The organism is Rhodoferax fermentans, assembly GCF_002017865.1.
GTDB classification, from domain to species: Bacteria; Pseudomonadota; Gammaproteobacteria; order Burkholderiales; family Burkholderiaceae_C; genus Rhodoferax; species Rhodoferax fermentans.
Genome location: NZ_MTJN01000002.1, coordinates 1911822 through 1927589, shown reverse-complemented (window position 1 = coordinate 1927589; position 15768 = coordinate 1911822). Strand labels below are relative to the sequence as shown.

16 protein-coding genes are annotated in these 15768 nt (G+C 61.6%); 11 read left to right on the top strand and 5 right to left on the bottom strand.

What is annotated here, in order from left to right; translation table 11 throughout:
* Position 1: 1 nt before the first annotated feature.
* Entirely contained in the window at positions 2–2026 is a 2025-nt protein-coding gene (locus RF819_RS21890; RefSeq protein WP_078364708.1) for a methyl-accepting chemotaxis protein, read from the bottom strand.
* 111 nt (positions 2027–2137) lie between these two features.
* On the bottom strand, positions 2138–3028 hold the full coding sequence (locus tag RF819_RS09170; RefSeq protein WP_078364707.1) for a DMT family transporter: 891 nt from the start codon (positions 3026–3028) through the stop codon (positions 2138–2140).
* Between the two features lie 100 nt (positions 3029–3128).
* On the opposite strand from RF819_RS09170, the gene RF819_RS09165 reads away from it, so the two are divergent.
* The 3 genes from RF819_RS09165 (at position 3129) to RF819_RS09155 (ending at position 6064) form a co-directional block, all read left to right on the top strand.
* Positions 3129–4043 carry a LysR family transcriptional regulator gene (locus RF819_RS09165; protein ID WP_200224285.1) on the top strand — a complete coding sequence of 305 codons (915 nt, stop codon included), beginning with the start codon at positions 3129–3131 and terminating at the stop codon, positions 4041–4043.
* 112 nt (positions 4044–4155) lie between these two features.
* On the top strand, positions 4156–5124 hold the full coding sequence (locus tag RF819_RS09160; protein WP_078364706.1) for an alpha/beta fold hydrolase: 969 nt from the start codon (positions 4156–4158) through the stop codon (positions 5122–5124).
* A 46-nt stretch (positions 5125–5170) separates the two neighbouring features.
* Positions 5171–6064 (top strand): D-hexose-6-phosphate mutarotase, encoded by an 894-nt coding sequence (locus RF819_RS09155; protein WP_078364705.1) that lies wholly within the window; start codon positions 5171–5173, stop codon positions 6062–6064.
* A 74-nt stretch (positions 6065–6138) separates the two neighbouring features.
* On the opposite strand, the gene RF819_RS21690 is transcribed toward RF819_RS09155, so the two are convergent.
* On the bottom strand, positions 6139–6702 hold the full coding sequence (locus RF819_RS21690; RefSeq protein WP_242473108.1) for a hypothetical protein: 564 nt from the start codon (positions 6700–6702) through the stop codon (positions 6139–6141).
* Between the two features lie 31 nt (positions 6703–6733).
* Between RF819_RS21690 and RF819_RS09145 the strand changes: the two genes are divergently transcribed.
* Both RF819_RS09145 and RF819_RS09140 read left to right on the top strand, forming a co-directional pair.
* Positions 6734–7219 carry a bacteriohemerythrin gene (locus tag RF819_RS09145; RefSeq protein WP_078364704.1) on the top strand — a complete coding sequence of 162 codons (486 nt, stop codon included), beginning with the start codon at positions 6734–6736 and terminating at the stop codon, positions 7217–7219.
* Positions 7216–7719 (top strand): GNAT family N-acetyltransferase, encoded by a 504-nt coding sequence (locus RF819_RS09140; RefSeq protein WP_078364703.1) that lies wholly within the window; start codon positions 7216–7218, stop codon positions 7717–7719. Before RF819_RS09145 ends, RF819_RS09140 begins: the two co-directional genes overlap by 4 nt.
* Positions 7720–7789: 70 nt before the next feature.
* Here RF819_RS09140 and RF819_RS09135 read toward each other — a convergent pair whose 3' ends face one another.
* Positions 7790–8962 (bottom strand): sensor histidine kinase, encoded by a 1173-nt coding sequence (locus tag RF819_RS09135; RefSeq protein WP_242473098.1) that lies wholly within the window; start codon positions 8960–8962, stop codon positions 7790–7792.
* A 15-nt stretch (positions 8963–8977) separates the two neighbouring features.
* Positions 8978–9703 carry a response regulator gene (locus tag RF819_RS09130; protein ID WP_078364702.1) on the bottom strand — a complete coding sequence of 242 codons (726 nt, stop codon included), beginning with the start codon at positions 9701–9703 and terminating at the stop codon, positions 8978–8980.
* A gap of 189 nt (positions 9704–9892) precedes the next feature.
* Between RF819_RS09130 and RF819_RS09125 the strand changes: the two genes are divergently transcribed.
* The 6 genes from RF819_RS09125 to RF819_RS09100 are packed head-to-tail and all read left to right on the top strand — an operon-like array spanning position 9893 to position 15766.
* Positions 9893–11344 (top strand): efflux transporter outer membrane subunit, encoded by a 1452-nt coding sequence (locus RF819_RS09125; RefSeq protein WP_078364701.1) that lies wholly within the window; start codon positions 9893–9895, stop codon positions 11342–11344.
* Positions 11341–12474 (top strand): ABC transporter permease, encoded by a 1134-nt coding sequence (locus tag RF819_RS09120; RefSeq protein WP_078364700.1) that lies wholly within the window; start codon positions 11341–11343, stop codon positions 12472–12474. Before RF819_RS09125 ends, RF819_RS09120 begins: the two co-directional genes overlap by 4 nt.
* Complete coding sequence (locus RF819_RS09115; protein ID WP_078364699.1) at positions 12471–13223, top strand: ABC transporter ATP-binding protein; 753 nt, start codon at positions 12471–12473, stop codon at positions 13221–13223. The genes RF819_RS09120 and RF819_RS09115 overlap by 4 nt, the downstream gene beginning before the upstream one ends.
* Complete coding sequence (locus RF819_RS09110; protein WP_078364698.1) at positions 13220–14131, top strand: HlyD family secretion protein; 912 nt, start codon at positions 13220–13222, stop codon at positions 14129–14131. Before RF819_RS09115 ends, RF819_RS09110 begins: the two co-directional genes overlap by 4 nt.
* Complete coding sequence (locus RF819_RS09105) at positions 14124–14864, top strand: MtnX-like HAD-IB family phosphatase (protein ID WP_078364697.1); 741 nt, start codon at positions 14124–14126, stop codon at positions 14862–14864. The genes RF819_RS09110 and RF819_RS09105 overlap by 8 nt, the downstream gene beginning before the upstream one ends.
* A complete protein-coding gene (locus tag RF819_RS09100) occupies positions 14861–15766 on the top strand; it encodes an alpha/beta hydrolase (protein WP_078364696.1) in 906 nt (301 codons plus the stop codon). Before RF819_RS09105 ends, RF819_RS09100 begins: the two co-directional genes overlap by 4 nt.
* Positions 15767–15768: the final 2 nt, after the last annotated feature.

The following is a 15768-nucleotide window of genomic DNA, read 5'->3' as shown; positions in this document are numbered from 1 at the left end:
ATCAGCCGCGAGTATGACCCAGGGCTTGAAAATGTGGCTGGCCCAAACGGGGCGCAGGCGCCTGCGCGGCCAGAGCGGTTTGGCTCAGCGTGGCCAGGTGCGCCAGTTTAAACACCGACACCGCCTGTTCCAGCCGTTGTGCCTGGTCACGCAGGCTCTCGGCCGCTGCGGCCGATTGTTCGACCAGGGCGGCATTCTGCTGCGTCATCTGGTCCAGTTCACCGACTGCGACATTGACACTGCTGATGCCTTGTGACTGCTCAGCCGCTGCGGCGCTGATCTCGCCAATGATGTCACTCACCCGCTGCACCGAGTCAACGATCTCGCGCATGGTGTCACCGGCGTTTTGCACCAGCCGCGAGCCTGACTCGACCTTGTCGACCGAGGCCGTGATCAGCGCCTTGATCTCACGCGCGGCCTCCGCGCTGCGCCCGGCCAGGCTACGTACTTCGGTGGCCACCACCGCAAACCCACGTCCCTGTTCGCCGGCGCGGGCGGCTTCCACCGCCGCGTTGAGTGCCAGGATGTTGGTCTGGAACGCGATGCTGTCGATCACACTGATGATGTCGGCAATCCGGCGCGAGCTCTGGTTGATCTCGTCCATGGTGCTGACCACCTCACCCACCACCACCCCGCCGCGTGCTGCCACCGATGCGGCCGACGCCGCCAGCTGGTTGGCCTGGTGTGCTGCGGCGGCCGACTGCTGCACCGCCCCGGTCAGCTGCGTCATGCTGGAAGCGGTGCGTTGCAGGTTGCTGGCGGTCTGTTCGGTGCGCTGGCTCAGGTCCTGGTTGCCGCTGGCGATCTCGGAACTGGCGGTGCCAATGTTCTCGGCCGCGTGGCGTACCTGTTGCAGCGCCTGCAAATAACGCAGTCGCATGCCTTCGGTTTCGGTCACCAGTTCACCAATCTCGTCACGCCGGTTGCTCTCAAAGGTGCGCGTCAGATCCCCTTGCGCCACCGCCAGCACCGCCGTGGCCAGTTCGTGCAGTGGCTGGCTCACCGTGCGCCGCACCAGCAGGTACAGCCCCAGGCCCAGCAGCAGCGCGGTGGCGGCCAGCAGCGCCCATATCAGGCTCATGTTGGTCCAGTACTGGGCCATGGCCTCGGACGCACTGACCTCGGCCACCAGCCAGCGTTTGCCCAGCTCCAGCTTGCGCACCATCACCCAGCGCTGATCGGTGGCGCCGTTGAGCAGGGGCAGGGCTTGCGGCAGATAACCGTCTGGGCTTGTCATGAGTTCGGTCACAAAGCCCTCGGCCTGGGGGGACAGCTCGCTCAGCTTTTTGCCGCTGGCGGTGGGGTGCACCACAAAACGTGCCTCGGCGGCAGGGCCGCTGACCTCGATCAGGTAGGCGCCACCGCTGTCAAAAAAACGGGTCTCGATGATCTGTTTCTCCAGCGCGGCCTGCTGCAGGCCGATGTCCTGGCCGATGAAGAAGATGCCAATCACCTGCCCGCTGCTGTCTTTGACCGGCTCGTAATGTGTCATGTAGGGCTTGCCAAACAGCAGCGCCGGGCCGGTGTAGGTCTGGCCCGCCATGGCCAGGGCGTAGGCCGGGTGTTTGCGGTCCAGCAGGGTGCCCATGGCCCGCTCACCATCCTGCTTTTTCAGCGAGGTGGTGACGCGCTCAAAGTCATCCCCCTTGCGTGAAAACACGGTGGCCACACCGCCGGTGTCCTTGTTGAAGCGGTCCACCGAGCTGAAGTCACCGTTCACCGGCACGCCAAAACTCAGCAGTTCACTGGTGTCTTTGTTGTAGGTGAGTGCCGGGTCAAACTCGTTGCGAAACCGGGTGAAGTTGCGCACCGCCATCTCGCGGTTGGTGTGCTCGGAGGCATCGGCCACCGCCACAATGCCCTGCAGCTTCTCACCGACCGACTGGCGCATCAGGCCATGCACGCTGCGCCATTCAATGACCCCGATGGTCATGGCCACCAGCATCAGAACCAGGGTCAGACCGGTCAAGGACAGCAACGCCAGGCGGCGAGCGACCGATTGTTTCTTGTGTGTCTTCAAGCCCATGGTTGCTCCAGAAAGTTTGAGGGGAGGACGCCTCCCCATGCCAAGGCCGAGTGCCGCGCAAATTATGTGCCAGATGGGCCCACCTGATCTGTGCCCGGCGCTTGTGGGTGATCAGTGGCGCCGCCACGTGGTCCACAACGCTGCCAGCACAATCAATGCCGCCCCCAGCCAGCCCAGGGGGCTGAGCGACTCTCCGAGCCACCACACTGCAAACAGCGCACCAAAGGCAGGTTCGCTGCTGGTGAGCAAAGCCACCCGGCTGGGCGCGCTGTGTTTGAGCGCCCAATTCTGCGCAAAAAAGGCAAACACGGTGCAGCCCAGCACCAAGTACAGCGTGCCCTGCCAGAAGACCATTTGGCTGGGCAAATCGGGCAACCCGCCGCGTGTCAGTAGCGCCAGCAGCAGGCAACCAAGGCAGATCACGCCGGACTGCACGGCGGTGAGCTGCAGGCTGGTGGCGCTGCTTTGGCGCGTGAGCCGGCTGGTCTGGCAGACCAGAATGGCGCGCAACACCGCCGCGCCCAGCATCAGGCCATCACCCCAGGCCAGGCCGCCGGTCAAACCGCCGCTGAGCAGCGCAGCCCCGAGCAGCGAGACCGCAGCAAAGCCAAACAGCGCGGGCGCCGGGCGCTGGCCCAGCAGCCACCACTGGGCAAACGGTGTCATCACCACACACAGGCTGATCAGCAAGGCCGCATTGCTGGCCTGGGTGTGCGCCACACCAAAGGTCTCACACAGAAAAATCGCCAGCAACCAGCCCCCCAGTGGTAGCCCGCTGCGCCAGGCGTCGCGGCGCTGTTGGGCGCTGGCGCGCAGCAAGCTGGACAACAGCAGCACAAAGGTCAGGCCAAAACGCAGCGCCAGAAAACCCAGCACCGGGTAAAAGGCCAGCGCTCCTTTGGCCACGCCATAGCTGGTGCCCCAGACCATGGCCACGACCAGCAGGGTCAGGTCGGACAGGCGCAGCAGGTGCGCGGGTTGTTGGAGGGGCAGGGTGGTCATGGAAGGCTTGTGACAGTTGTTGAAACAGAGGTGGGATGCTAGATTGCTTCTTACATCGTGATAATCATGTGATTCAGAACATCAGCTGTGCTTCAAACGCATGAATACCCCGCTTGAGAACCTCACCGACATGGCCGTCTTTGCCTGTGTGGTGGACGCGGGCAGCTTCTCGGCGGCGGCGCGGCATCTGGGTGTGACACCGTCGGCGGTGAGCCGCCAGGTGGCCCGGCTGGAGGCCGCTTTGCACGTGCGCCTGCTCGAGCGCAGCACCCGCAAGCTGCGCCTGACCGAGGCTGGCAGCGCCGCCTACAGCCGCTGTCAAACCCTGGTGGCTGCCGCGCGCGAGGTGATGGCGCTCAGCGACACCCAAAGCGCCACACCGCGTGGGCTGGTGCGTATCAGCATGCCCAAGGCCTTTGGCCGCCAAGTTATTCACCCGCTGATGCCGGTCTTTCTGGCGCGTTACCCCGAGGTGGACGTGCAACTGATCATCACCGACCGGGTGGTGGACTTGTTTGAGGAGGCGGTGGACCTGGCGATCCGGCTCACCGACGCGCCACCACCCGGCCTGGCCGGGCGCCCGCTGATGCCGGTGCATCACCGGGTGTGCGCCAGCCCCAACTACCTGCGCACCCACGGCACACCGGTGCACCCGCGTGATCTGGCCCAGCACAGCTGCCTGTACCTGGGCGAAGACGAACGCGACCGCCACTGGCGCTTTCGCCAGGGCGGCGACGAGGTGACGGTGCGTGTGTCTGGTCGTTATGTCGCGAACCACAGCGAGGTACGGCTTGACGGCGCCTTGCAGCACCTGGGCCTGGCCAGCCTGCCCGACTTCACAACACGCCAGGCGCTGGCCAGTGGGCAACTGGTGTCGGTGCTGGACGACTGGACCCATGTCACCGACTACGCCGGGACGGCCTGGCTGCTGTACCCGCCTAACCGTTATCTGGCGCCCAAGTTGCGTGTCTGGATCGACTTTGTGGTGGCTGGCCTCGCCGCAGATTTTGGGTAAAAATGGCTGTTAGCCCTTATATTCAAAGGACCCATAGCTATAGAGTGGGTAGCATCACGCGACCTGTTGACCCCCACGGCGACGCCGTAAAATCCGGAACGACGTTTCGAAAATGAACTCACCCCACCCCAACCCCTCGTGTGCTGCCGCTTTGGCCCCGCTGGCGCCTGTCGAAGGCCGCACCAGCGGCGCCTGGCCCATCCATTACGAGGTGCTGGGCAACCCGGCGCATCCGGCCATGGTGCTGATCATGGGTTTGGGCTTGCAGCTCGTGGCCTGGCCCGACAGCTTGTGCCAGGCCCTGGTGGCAGGCGGCTACCGCGTGGTGCGTTTTGACAACCGCGACTGCGGCCTGTCGGCCCGTGCCCCGGCCCATGGGCGGTTTGACTTGCTGCGCACCATTGCCGCCTCGGTGCTCAAGCTGCCGGTGCCTTCGCCCTACACCTTGCACGACATGGCGTTGGACACATTGGGGGTGATGGATGCGCTGCAGATCCAGCAGGCCCACATCGTTGGGGTGTCGATGGGCGGCATGATTGGCCAGGTGCTGGCCGCTGCGCACCCGCAACGGGTGCTGAGCCTGACCTCCATCATGTCCACCAGTGGCCACCCGCGCCTGCAACAACCCGCGTTGCATGTGCGCCGTGTGGTGGTGAGCCGCCCGGCGCGGCCCAAGGACATCGAATCGGTGATCGACAACCAGGTGCGCATCGTGCGCACCATCGGCAGCCCGGTGTTCCGTGAGTCTGACGCAGCGTTGCGCGAGCGGGTTGGTCGCGGCATCCGGCGCGCCTATGAACCCGCTGGCCTGACGCGCCAGGTGATGGCCATCATCGCCAGTGGTGACCGCCGCCCCTTGCTGCGCCGCATCACCGCACCCACCCTGGTCATCCATGGCCGCGACGACCCGCTGGTGCCCCTGCCCGGCGGCCAGGACACGGCGGACCACATCCCCGGTGCCAAATTGCTGGTGGTGGAGGGCATGGGGCACGACCTCTCGCCCGCGCTGCTGCCCCAGTTGGCCCAGGCCATTCTGGCCCGTTGTCAAAGCATTTCGGCCTCTGGCCCTTATAACCATTGAGCTTGATGCTCTCTTTTTGTAAATTTACTCAACCCAGGTCTTTACCATGACACAAACGCTCAACACCCTGAACACCAACTTCGCTGTGCCCAATGCCCTGCGTTTCACCGAAGCCATCCCCGGCCTGCCGGTGGCCGAAATCAGCACCTCGCTGGCCACCGCCAGCGTCGCGTTGCACGGCGCCCATGTGCTGAGCTGGCAGCCCGCCGGGCAGGCGCCGGTGATCTGGGTCTCCAAAGCGGCGATTTTTGAACTGGGCAAACCCGTGCGTGGCGGTGTGCCACTGTGCTGGCCCTGGTTTGGCCCGTTGGCCGACAAGCCCATGCATGGTTTTGTGCGCACCATGGTCTGGCAAGTGCGTGGTGCCGAGTTGGACGCTAGCGGCCAGCTGGTGCTGCGTCTGGGCATCAGCGACGACGCCAGCACCCGCGCGCTGTGGGATTTTGCTTTTGACCTGGAGCTGGTCGTCACCGTCGGCAGCACGCTCACCATCGCACTGACCACCCGCAACACAGGCGCGACACCGTTGAGCATCAACCAGGCTTTGCACACCTACTTTGCCACCAGCGACATCCACCAGACCACGGTGCAGGGCTTGGCCGGTGGCAGCTACATTAACAAGGTACAGAACTTTGCCGTCTGCCAGCAAGAGGGCGACGTGGTGTTCACCGGCGAAACCGACCGCATCTACACCGACACCACCGCCGACAGCGTGATTGTGGACGGCGTGACAGGCCGCCGCATCCGCATAACCAAACAGGGCAGCGCCAGCACCGTGGTCTGGAACCCCTGGTCAGAAAAGGAAAAAAACATCGTCGACATGGCTGCTGGTGAACACCGCCAGATGTTGTGTGTGGAAACCTGCAACGCGGGCCCAGACACCATCAGCATCCCGGCTGGCGGCGTGCACACACTGGCAGCGACGATTTCGGTGGAATAAAGGAAGGGGCTGAGAGATTGGCGCTCATCGCGCCATCTCCTTGAAGACCTAATGGGTCCTGGTTGCGCGGTTTTTTAAGACCCGGAAGCTATTTCCGCACGGTCAGTGATTCTTCCGAGCCGGACAAGACGAGAAGTGATGGCGCCCAGAGTGCGACCATGCTTCGCCGCGATTGCTTTGACTTGTGCTCCTGCGTCAAAGGCCTTGAGAAGTTCGCTATCTTCAGTGTCTGACCAGGAGCGTCCCGCGTTGCCAGGAAGTGCTTCATCGCGTTCAGCGCGCTTGACTGCCTTGTCAAGGGCCTGAACGGCGACGAAGAGTGCACGAACCACCTGCGGACTGTTGATCGCACTCTGAGCGGGGAGGATCTCTCCCGTTTCGGGGTCAATGCCATTGGCGAGCGCACCAATGATTTTTCTGGCTTCAAGTGGTGACATAAAGATCAGGCGAATCAGGTTGGCAACGACACCAGAACCATAAGTGGTCTCGTTTGGCCACAGATTCTGGCCCTGCCCGCTTGATTTGAACAGTCCCCATGTAGATCTTTGCTCCTCTGCAGGCGCTTGGTTTGAGGCGCCCAGCGGTTTCACCCCGATGGTTTGGGGAAACCCTTGGTGTCTGATGTAGGATTTGCCCATCACACGTGTTCGTTGGAAGGGGCAATACCGCATGGCACCAGAGACAACTCCCACGAGAGCGCCGTTCGTGATCGAATGGCGCGACGGGTTCAAAATCGGCATCGACCAAGTCGATCAGGAGCACCGACAGCTGTTCACCCTGGTGCGCGCGCTCAACCTGGCTTCGGTCGACCACACGGTGGACGAACTGCTGAACTATGTGGTCACCCATTTTTCCAACGAGCAGGCGCTGATGGAAAAAAGCGGCTACCCGGCCTTTGAGCAGCATCTGAAATTGCACGAAGAGTTTGCCGCGCAAGTGGCCGAGTTTTTGGGCAGTGACCAGGCCTGGTCCGAAGATCGGGTGCAGGAGATGCGAAAGTTTCTGAACAAATGGTTGATTGGCCACATCATGACGCATGACCTGCGCTTTGGTAAATGGCTCACCAGCCAGCCGGTGCACAGCAGCCCGGTGGTGCATCAGGCAGCTGCACCCAAACCAGGCGGTTTTTTTGCACGCTTTTTTGGACACAAATGAGCACAACGCTGCTGCCTGTGGCCGACATCTGCGACGCCCGCTTCCCAGAACACCTGAGTCTGGCGCGCGAGATGCTGCGTGAGTACCAGGCCAGCCTGGGTGTCAGCCTGTGTTTCCAGAATTTTGAGGCGGAGCTGGCCGGTTTGCCCGGCGCTTACGCCGCACCCCAGGGTCGTCTGCTGCTGGCTTGGGCCGATGGCCAGGCGCTGGGTTGTGTGGGTCTGCGCCCGTTGGAAGATGGTCTGTGTGAAATGAAGCGCCTGTACCTGCGCCCGGTGGCACGTGGCCAGCAGCTGGGGCGGCGGCTGGCGCAGGTGATCTGCACGGTGGCGAAAGAGGCCGGTTACCGCGCCATCCGCCTGGACACGCTGCCGAGCATGAGCGCCGCGCGGGCCCTCTACGCCTCCATGGGTTTTGTGCCGGTGCCCGGGTATGTGTTCAACCCGATTGAAGGCACCCTGTTTCTGGAGCTGGATTTGCGGGCCTGGCTACCCGACTGATCGGCGCGACGTGTCGAGGTGCGACCAGAACCTCGTTTGAGGGTGCGGACACTGGGTAACCACTGCGCCGCTACGCCAAAGCAGAAGGAAAGCGCACTGTAAAACACGTTCCACCTTCCGGTCGATTGTGGACCTGGACCGTGCCATGCTGGCGCCCCACCAATGCCTGAACGATGGACAACCCCAACCCCAGACCCTCACCGGCATGACCTGGTGCATGCGGAAACCGCTGAAAGGGCCGCGCCAGCATGTCTTCAGACATGCCGGGGCCAGCGTCACTCACACGCATAACCACCTCATCAGCTGCATCATCGACGGTCACTTCCACACCAAGCCAGCCGCCTTGTTTGGCGTGTCGCAGCGCGTTTTCCAGCAGGTTGAAAAGAATCTGCCGCATGCGATCAGGATCTACGTTCACGATGGCCTTGGTAGAGTCATCTGGCAGATGCAGTTGCAAGCTCATGTGATATTGCGCAATGCGATCCGCATAACTGGCCAATGCGCCACGTGTCAGCGCGATCAAGTCCAGAGGCGCCATCTTGAGTGACAGGCGGCCCGCCTCTGCCATCGACAAGGTCTGCAAGTCTCCCACCAAGCGCCCCAGATACTCGACTTGGTCAAGCAGCAAGCTGGATTCCTTGGCGTCGACCTCGATGACGCCGTCACAAATGGCATACAGGCGGGCACGCAACACGGCCAGCGGCGTGCGCAACTCGTGCGAGATCGATGCTGTGGTCGCTCTGCGCTCACGCGCCATGTTTTCCAAGGAGTCGATCATCTGGTTGAAATGGGTCAGCATGTCCGCCATTTCGCCTCTGTAGCGGCCAGGCTGAGCACGCATGGTGAAGTCGCCGGCGGCAACGCGGGTGGCAACCTCGGCCATGGAGGCCAAAGGGTACGAAAACAGGCGCGAGACAAAAAAACCAACCCCCAAGCCAAAAGGCAGGCAGATCAACAGACCGAGGGCGAGCGACCATTTTTCACTGAACCAGATGTCACCTCGCCAGTATTGGCCGTAGATAACCATGGCCTCAGGGCTTTCTTCCTGACCTTTTTCGTTCAACTCATCTATCTCTGCACGCACGGCACTTGGCAGGCTCCGGTAGAAATCGCGATACTGAATCTCTTCGAACACCATCAGGCTTGCAGCCAAGAGGGCCATCGTCGCCAGCAAGGTCCCGGCAATGTACAAGCCGAGCCGAACCCAGATGCGGCCAAAAAAAGAATCTTTCAGTGATTTCATGGCGACCCAACTCGCTCAGTGTTCACCAGGCCACAGCCGATACCCCACACCCCGCACCGTCTCAATCAAATCACCCTGTCCGGCCTGCTGCAGCTTGCGGCGCAGTTTGGACAAATGTGAGTCGATCACGCGATCCAGCGCGTCGCTTTCGGGCAGGCAGTTTTCAATCAAATGAGATCTTGAGAAACAGCGCCTGGGTTGTGCAGCCAGACAAGCCAGCAAACGGAATTCTGTCAGCGTGAGGGGCAGTGGCACAGCCCGGCCATCCTCCGTATAGGCCAGCGCCTCGTGGGCTTCCTGATTGATTTCGATGCGCCCCGCGCGGATTGGCTGTGCAGCTTTGGCATCCGACGGGGGCTGAGCGCGTCGTAGCACGGCTCGCACTCGCGCTACCACCTCGGGCGGACTGAAGGGCTTGACCACGTAATCGTCTGCCCCCAAACGCAAGCCCAGCAGCTTGTCGATATCGTCGGCCAGTGCAGTCACCATGATGACCGGTGTTTGCCCCTCTTCGCGGATCGCTCGCAAAACATCCAAACCGTCCATGCCGGGGATATGAATGTCCAGCAGCACCATGTCGGGCCGCAGCTGCCGGAACATCCGCAAAGCCTCCAACCCGTTGCCGGAATGCTGGGCACGCAGGCCATCACGTTCAAGGTATGCCATCAAGATGCTGGATATGCCTGGTTCATCCTCAACAACGAGAACCAACGGACTAGGCAAAGAGGAGGAACTGTTCATGAGAGTCCAAAGACAAATCGCCAAAACCACGGCGCGTGATTCCCAAAACGGCACTGGCGCGGTCAATTATCTATGAGGACCCACGATCCCCAGCTCCTCCACACGATCTCCATGAAGCGTTCATCACTGCGCAAATTTCATCGGCTTAAATACAAGCTTATCCACACGACGGCATCTCCTTAGCAAGGTATGGCGTTATATCCAACTTGTCTGCGCGTGAACCGCAACCCCTTATTTGTGGCCTATGCCACGTTGTCCACTCTTTTGACGGGCTGTGCATTGCCTAGCGCGGATGTATCGACTCCGACGGCTACTGCGTCCGTCCCTTCTGCCTGGACGCAACCCGCCCCCACGGATGCGCCGGTGGTTGATCTGCGCAATTGGTGGAAAGCCTTCAACGATCCCGTGCTGGACGCCCTGGTGCAAGAGGCCAATACCAGCAACCTGGATCTGGCGCTGAGTCAGAGCCGATTGCGTGAAGCCCGGCTGGCGTCCGGCCGCACTGCTGCACAGTATTTGCCCTCGCTGAGCGCCAATATACAAACCCTTCAAGACATATCAGCCACCGACACCTACTTTCACGCCAGCATCGACATGGTCTGGGAGTTGGGCCTCTTTGGGGCAGCCCAAAGTGCGCGGCAAGCAGCCCAGGCCGTCGCTGCGGCTGCGGGTGCCGACACGCAAGGTGTGCGTGTGTCGGTTGTCGCAGACGTTGTACGCAACTACCTGGACTTGCGTGCCGCCCAGCAGCAGCTCGTTCACCTGCAGCGGATGGCCGCTCTGGATGAGCGTGCGTTATCGCTGGCCGAGGTGCGTGTTCGCACACATCAGGGCAGTGCAGATGAGGTCACCCAAGCGCGGTTGCGGATCGAGCAGGTGCGTGCAACACAGGCCTTGCTGCAACTGGCGAGTGCCAACGCAGCCCAGGCGCTGGCTGTGCTGTTGGGTCGCACCTCCCTCGACCCAGTCTGGCACCAAACCCCCGTCAACCACATTCTCCCCGCACTGGCGCCGTTCGCGCTGGCGCAGGTGCCCGCTGACTTGTTGCGTACCCGGCCAGATGTTCATGCTGCTGAGGCGGAGGTGCACAGGGCTGCTGCTGCACTGGGGTTGGCGCGCTCTGAGCTTTACCCTCGCATCACACTTGGGGGGTCTTTTCTCTACGCCTACAACATCACGCGCAACTTTCGCACCAGGAGTGACAACGCACCCGCGATCGGCCCGATCATCGACATCCCGCTTTTTGACTGGGGGCGTCGCCGCACTCAGGTGGATATCCGGCAAGAAAACCTGAACGCAGCGCTGATCAACTACCGTCGTGCTGTCCACCATGGCATTGCAGAAACTGAAGGAGCGCTTGCTGCACTGTCGGCCCAACAAGTTCGTGTTGATGCTCTGACCCAAGCTGCCACTTTGTTGGGTGAGCGCACAACAGCTGCGCAAACACAGGCCCGGCTGGGCTTGACCAGCGAGTACGACACACTGGCACGTCAGCGCGCCCAACAGCAATCACTGGCAGAGCTGGATATGGCCCTGAGCGCACGTGCGCTGGCCTTCGTTGCGCTTTACAAGGCCTTGGGTGGAGCTCCGCTACCAAAGTCTGAGTCAGAAGACCCAGCCCACGCCGCGACATTGCCATGATTCCACTCGCACGCAAAACACTGGTTTATGAATGGCGTCGTTTTGTACCCGCTGTATTTGCTGTGGGCTTCTCGGGCCTGCTGTTGGTGGTGCAAGCGGCGCTGGTACTTGGCATCTTTGACAGTGCGGCGATCTATGTGAAGGCCTCCACCGCAGACCTCTGGACTGGCTACCCAGGTACTCAAAGCGTGAACTTTGGGCGCACCATTAGTCCCGATGTCGAAGTGCGTCTGCGCATGGATCCCTCTATCGCTGCGGTGGAACCCTATCAATGGGTGGATGGCGACTGGCACAGTGCGCGGGCTGGAGAGGGGGGCATTTCCGTCTATCTCTCTGGTATCCGTACGGCACCTGACGGCATGCTGTTTGCGCGCCTCATCACCCGCTGGCAGCGCGAGGCGTTGCGTGAACCAGGCGCCGTCCTTGTGGATTGGGCAGATCTGGATGCCCTTGGGGTCCAGGTTGACCAGACCGCCTGGATCAACGGCCACCGCGTACGTGTTGTGGCCGCCGTCGATGGGCTACGCGGCTTGGGTGGCATCAACGTGCTGGCCTCACTGGACACCGCCCGCAAGATTGGCGGAGTCGACGCTGCGTCTGGCACCACTTACCTGGTTGCGCGAACACTCGGCCCTGCACAAGCCACGCAAGCCCACTTGGCCCAAGAGGGCAGCGCAGGATTTGGGCCGTTTGAAGTCTGGACGGCAGAGCAGTTCGCTCTGCGCTCACAGCACTATTGGATGTTTGATACCGGCGCTGGGGTGGCTGTGCTCTTCATGGCCATTGTTGTCTGTCTGGTGGGCACGGTCGTCACCAGCCAATCGCTGATGGCTGTCGTTGCAGGCACCGCACGTGAGTACGCTGTGCTGAACGCACTGGGGGCCAGCCGTGCTGCCTTGGCGCGGCTGGTAATCGAGCAGGCGTGCTGGATTGGTGGCCTGGGCTTGGTGCTCGCAGGAGTTGCCAGCGCCGCTCTGCTTGGTCTGGCCTCTGTCTATGGTGTACCTGTGGCCATGACCCCCGCTGTGGCTGTGGCATGCGCCTTGCTGATCGGTCTTGTGGCCTTGTTCTCCGGCATCTTCGCTGTTCGGGGTTTGCTGCGCGCTGAACCTGCTTTGCTTTTGCGATGAAAAACACCTTGTCCTCCGACCCTCCTATTGCGATGGCCCCCAGCCTGCAGGCAACCCGGTTGTACAAATCGTTCGTTTCAGGACTGATGACCGTCCCCGTGCTGCATGGTCTCTCGGTCGCCATCTATCCTGCGGAACTGACGCTTATTTCAGGCCCGTCGGGCTGTGGCAAGAGCACGCTGCTGTCTTTGTTGTCGGGGCTACAAAGCCCCGACGCAGGTCAAGCGATGGCGCTCGGCGAAGACCTCGGACAGTTCAGTACCCGTGCGCTGGAGCGTTTTCGGCTGCACCACACTGGCTTCGTCTTTCAGGGTTTCAACCTGTTTCCGGCACTCACAGCGCTGGAGCAGGTGCAGCTGCCACTGGGTTACCTTGGCTTGGGTGACAAAGAGAGTGAAAGACGGGCTCAGCGCGCACTCGACGAGGTGGATATGTCGCACCGGGCTCACATGCGTCCGGCAGAGTTGTCTGGTGGCGAAAAACAGCGAGTGGCCATTGCTCGGGCCATTGCCAAACAGCCTCAACTGTTGTTTGCCGATGAACCGACGAGCGCTTTAGATGCCGAAAGTGGCCAGCGCGTCATCAATATTTTGCACCGCATTGCTCGAGTGCACGGCACCACGGTGCTGTGTGTCAGCCATGACCCTCGATTGGTGCGGCATGCCGACCGCGTACTGAGCATGGAAGACGGTGTCATCCGCAAGGACTGGCGCCAACCAAACTCCTCCCCTGAGATGAATGCCCCATGAAATACCTCTTGACGACCCAGCTGACCCGCAGGTGTCTGCCCTCGCTAGCCGCCATGCTGCTGCTCTTGGGGTGTAACGCCAAACCGGCTCCGTCTACAGCGACCGCTGCAACAGCATCCAGCCCGCGCGAGGTTGCCATGGCCCGAGGCAAGATTGACGTGCAAGGTGGGTTGTTGGAGCTATCACCTGCGCAAGATGGCGTGGTGCAGACTCTGGCCGTGCAGGAAGGGCAGGAGGTGCAACCCGGACAGTTGCTGCTGCGTCTGGTGGGCAATGCCGCAGCAGCCGAGTTGGCCGTGGCCGAGTCTGAACTGAAACTGGCCCGTGCCAAACTCCAAGCGCGCTCGCAGCGCCTTCCTGCACTGCGACGTTCCGCGGCTCGACTGTCCGAGGCAGCAGCAGCAGGGGCTGCCGAGCCCCAGCGCGCCGAAGACGCCCAACAGTTGTTGCACGACGCGGAGGCAGAGTTCACCGTATCTCAGGCCGAGGCCAATGTCACGCAAAGCCGACTGATGTTATTGCGCGCTCAAAACGCCAGACTGGAGTTGCGCGCACCCGAAAGTGGCACGGTCGTGCGTGTCAACACACAAGCAGGCCAGCGCGTTGTGGCACAGCCCGTCATCACACTGTTGCCCCGTCGCCCCCTCATCGTGCGCGCCGAACTCAACGAGAGCTACGCCACGCAGGTGCATGTGGGTTTGCGAGCTCATGTCACCACCGATGGCGACAGCCTATCTGAAGCGTTACCGCCAGCAAGGGTGGTGCGTATGAGCCCTGTGTTGGGCAATGGGCGCCTGCAAGATGACACCCAGCGGGGACCGGTGCGCGTGATCGAGTGTGTCTTGGACTTTGACCAGGCGCCCACTGCACGTATTGGACAAAATGTGAGGGTCAGTTTTCATGAGTAGAAGCAACACATCCTGGTCTGTGGTCGATGTCTGTCACCGTGCCCAGCAGCCAAACCGGCAGCCCTCTGGGGACTCGGCTTGGATCGTGCAGTGTGACTTTGACGGCACCATCAGCACGATCGACGTCACGGACTCGTTGTTGCAACGCTTTGGTCGACCTGGTTGGCAAGCCCTGGAGGACGCCTGGGAGCGCGGTGAAATTGGCTCGCGCGAGTGTATGAAAGGCCAGGTGGCCCTGCTTGACATGGACCGTGAAGAGCTCGACGCCCATCTCTCAACCATTGTTGTTGACCCCTACTTTGGTGACTTTGTACAGGCTGCGCGTGAACGTGGCATGCTGGTGCAGGTGGTGAGTGATGGCATCGACTACGCCATCCATTCTGTGCTTCAGAGACATGGCCTGGCAGACCTGCCTGTGATTGCCAACCGGTTGCTTCAAACCGGCCCGCGCAGTTGGCAGCTGCAGTCGCCCTGGGCCAGTGCACATTGTTTGCGCGCCAGCGGCAACTGCAAATGTGAACGCCTGGCTGAGCAGCAGCAGGCGCACCATGTGCGTGTGCTTTTTGTGGGCGATGGCAGTTCAGATTTCTGTGTTTCTGGTAAAGCCGATTTTGTGTTGGCTAAATACAAGCTGATCGACCACTGCGTGGCCAAGCATATTCCTCACGCCGCTTTCTCCGATTTTTCTGAAGCTCTGGCGCTGCTCCCGCAGCCCATGGAGGTCGCTGTATGAACACCGCAGTCATGGCCTTTGAAGCCAGCCGAAATACGTGTGAACCTGCCCAGGTGCCCAGCGCAGACATCGCTCATGAGTACCTGTTGCATGGCCATGGGCCCAACGCCACCACAGGCGTGTTGTTGGTCCATGGTCTGACAGGGACCCCCAACGAAATGCGCTTGCTGGCCAAAGGATTGCACCGTGTGGGCTTCACCGTTCTGGCCGTGCAACTGGCGGGTCACTGCGGCTCCCAAGACGATCTCGTGGCCACCCGCTGGCAAGACTGGCTGGCCAGTGTCAGGCGCGGCGCCAACCAGTTGGAGCAAGTCACGGGTCGACCGGTGCTGGTCTGCGGCCTGTCCATGGGGGCTGTGCTGGCGCTCGCGCTGGCCGAAGACTGTCCCCAGCAGGTGGCTGGCGTGATCGCCCTCTCCACCACCTTTCACTACGACGGTTGGAGCATCCCGTTTTACACGCGGCTGTCGTTCCTTTTACCCCTTTTCAAAGCCTTGGGCATAGGGCGCCACAGCGTGTTCATGGAGCAGCCACCCTATGGCATCAAGGATGTCGCTCTGCGCGAACGTGTCGTTGCGCAGATGTACTCAGTCGACAGTGCTGCCGCAGGCTTGCCAGGCAATCCTTGGTGGTCGGTGATCGAGATGAGGTCTCTGGCTGCACATGTGCGCAAACACCTGGGCCGCGTGCGTTCGCCTTGTCTCGTGATCCATGCACGCCGTGACGATATTGCCTCGACCGAGAATGCACACACCATAGTTCGGGGTGTGCGCCACGCGCCTGTGGAGCTTGTGCTTCTGGAGGACAGCTACCACATGATCACGATTGATCGTGAACGCCGCACAGTGCTGGCACATGTCGTGGCGTTTGCCGAGAAACTGTCCAATCAAGGTTTGGCATGAAC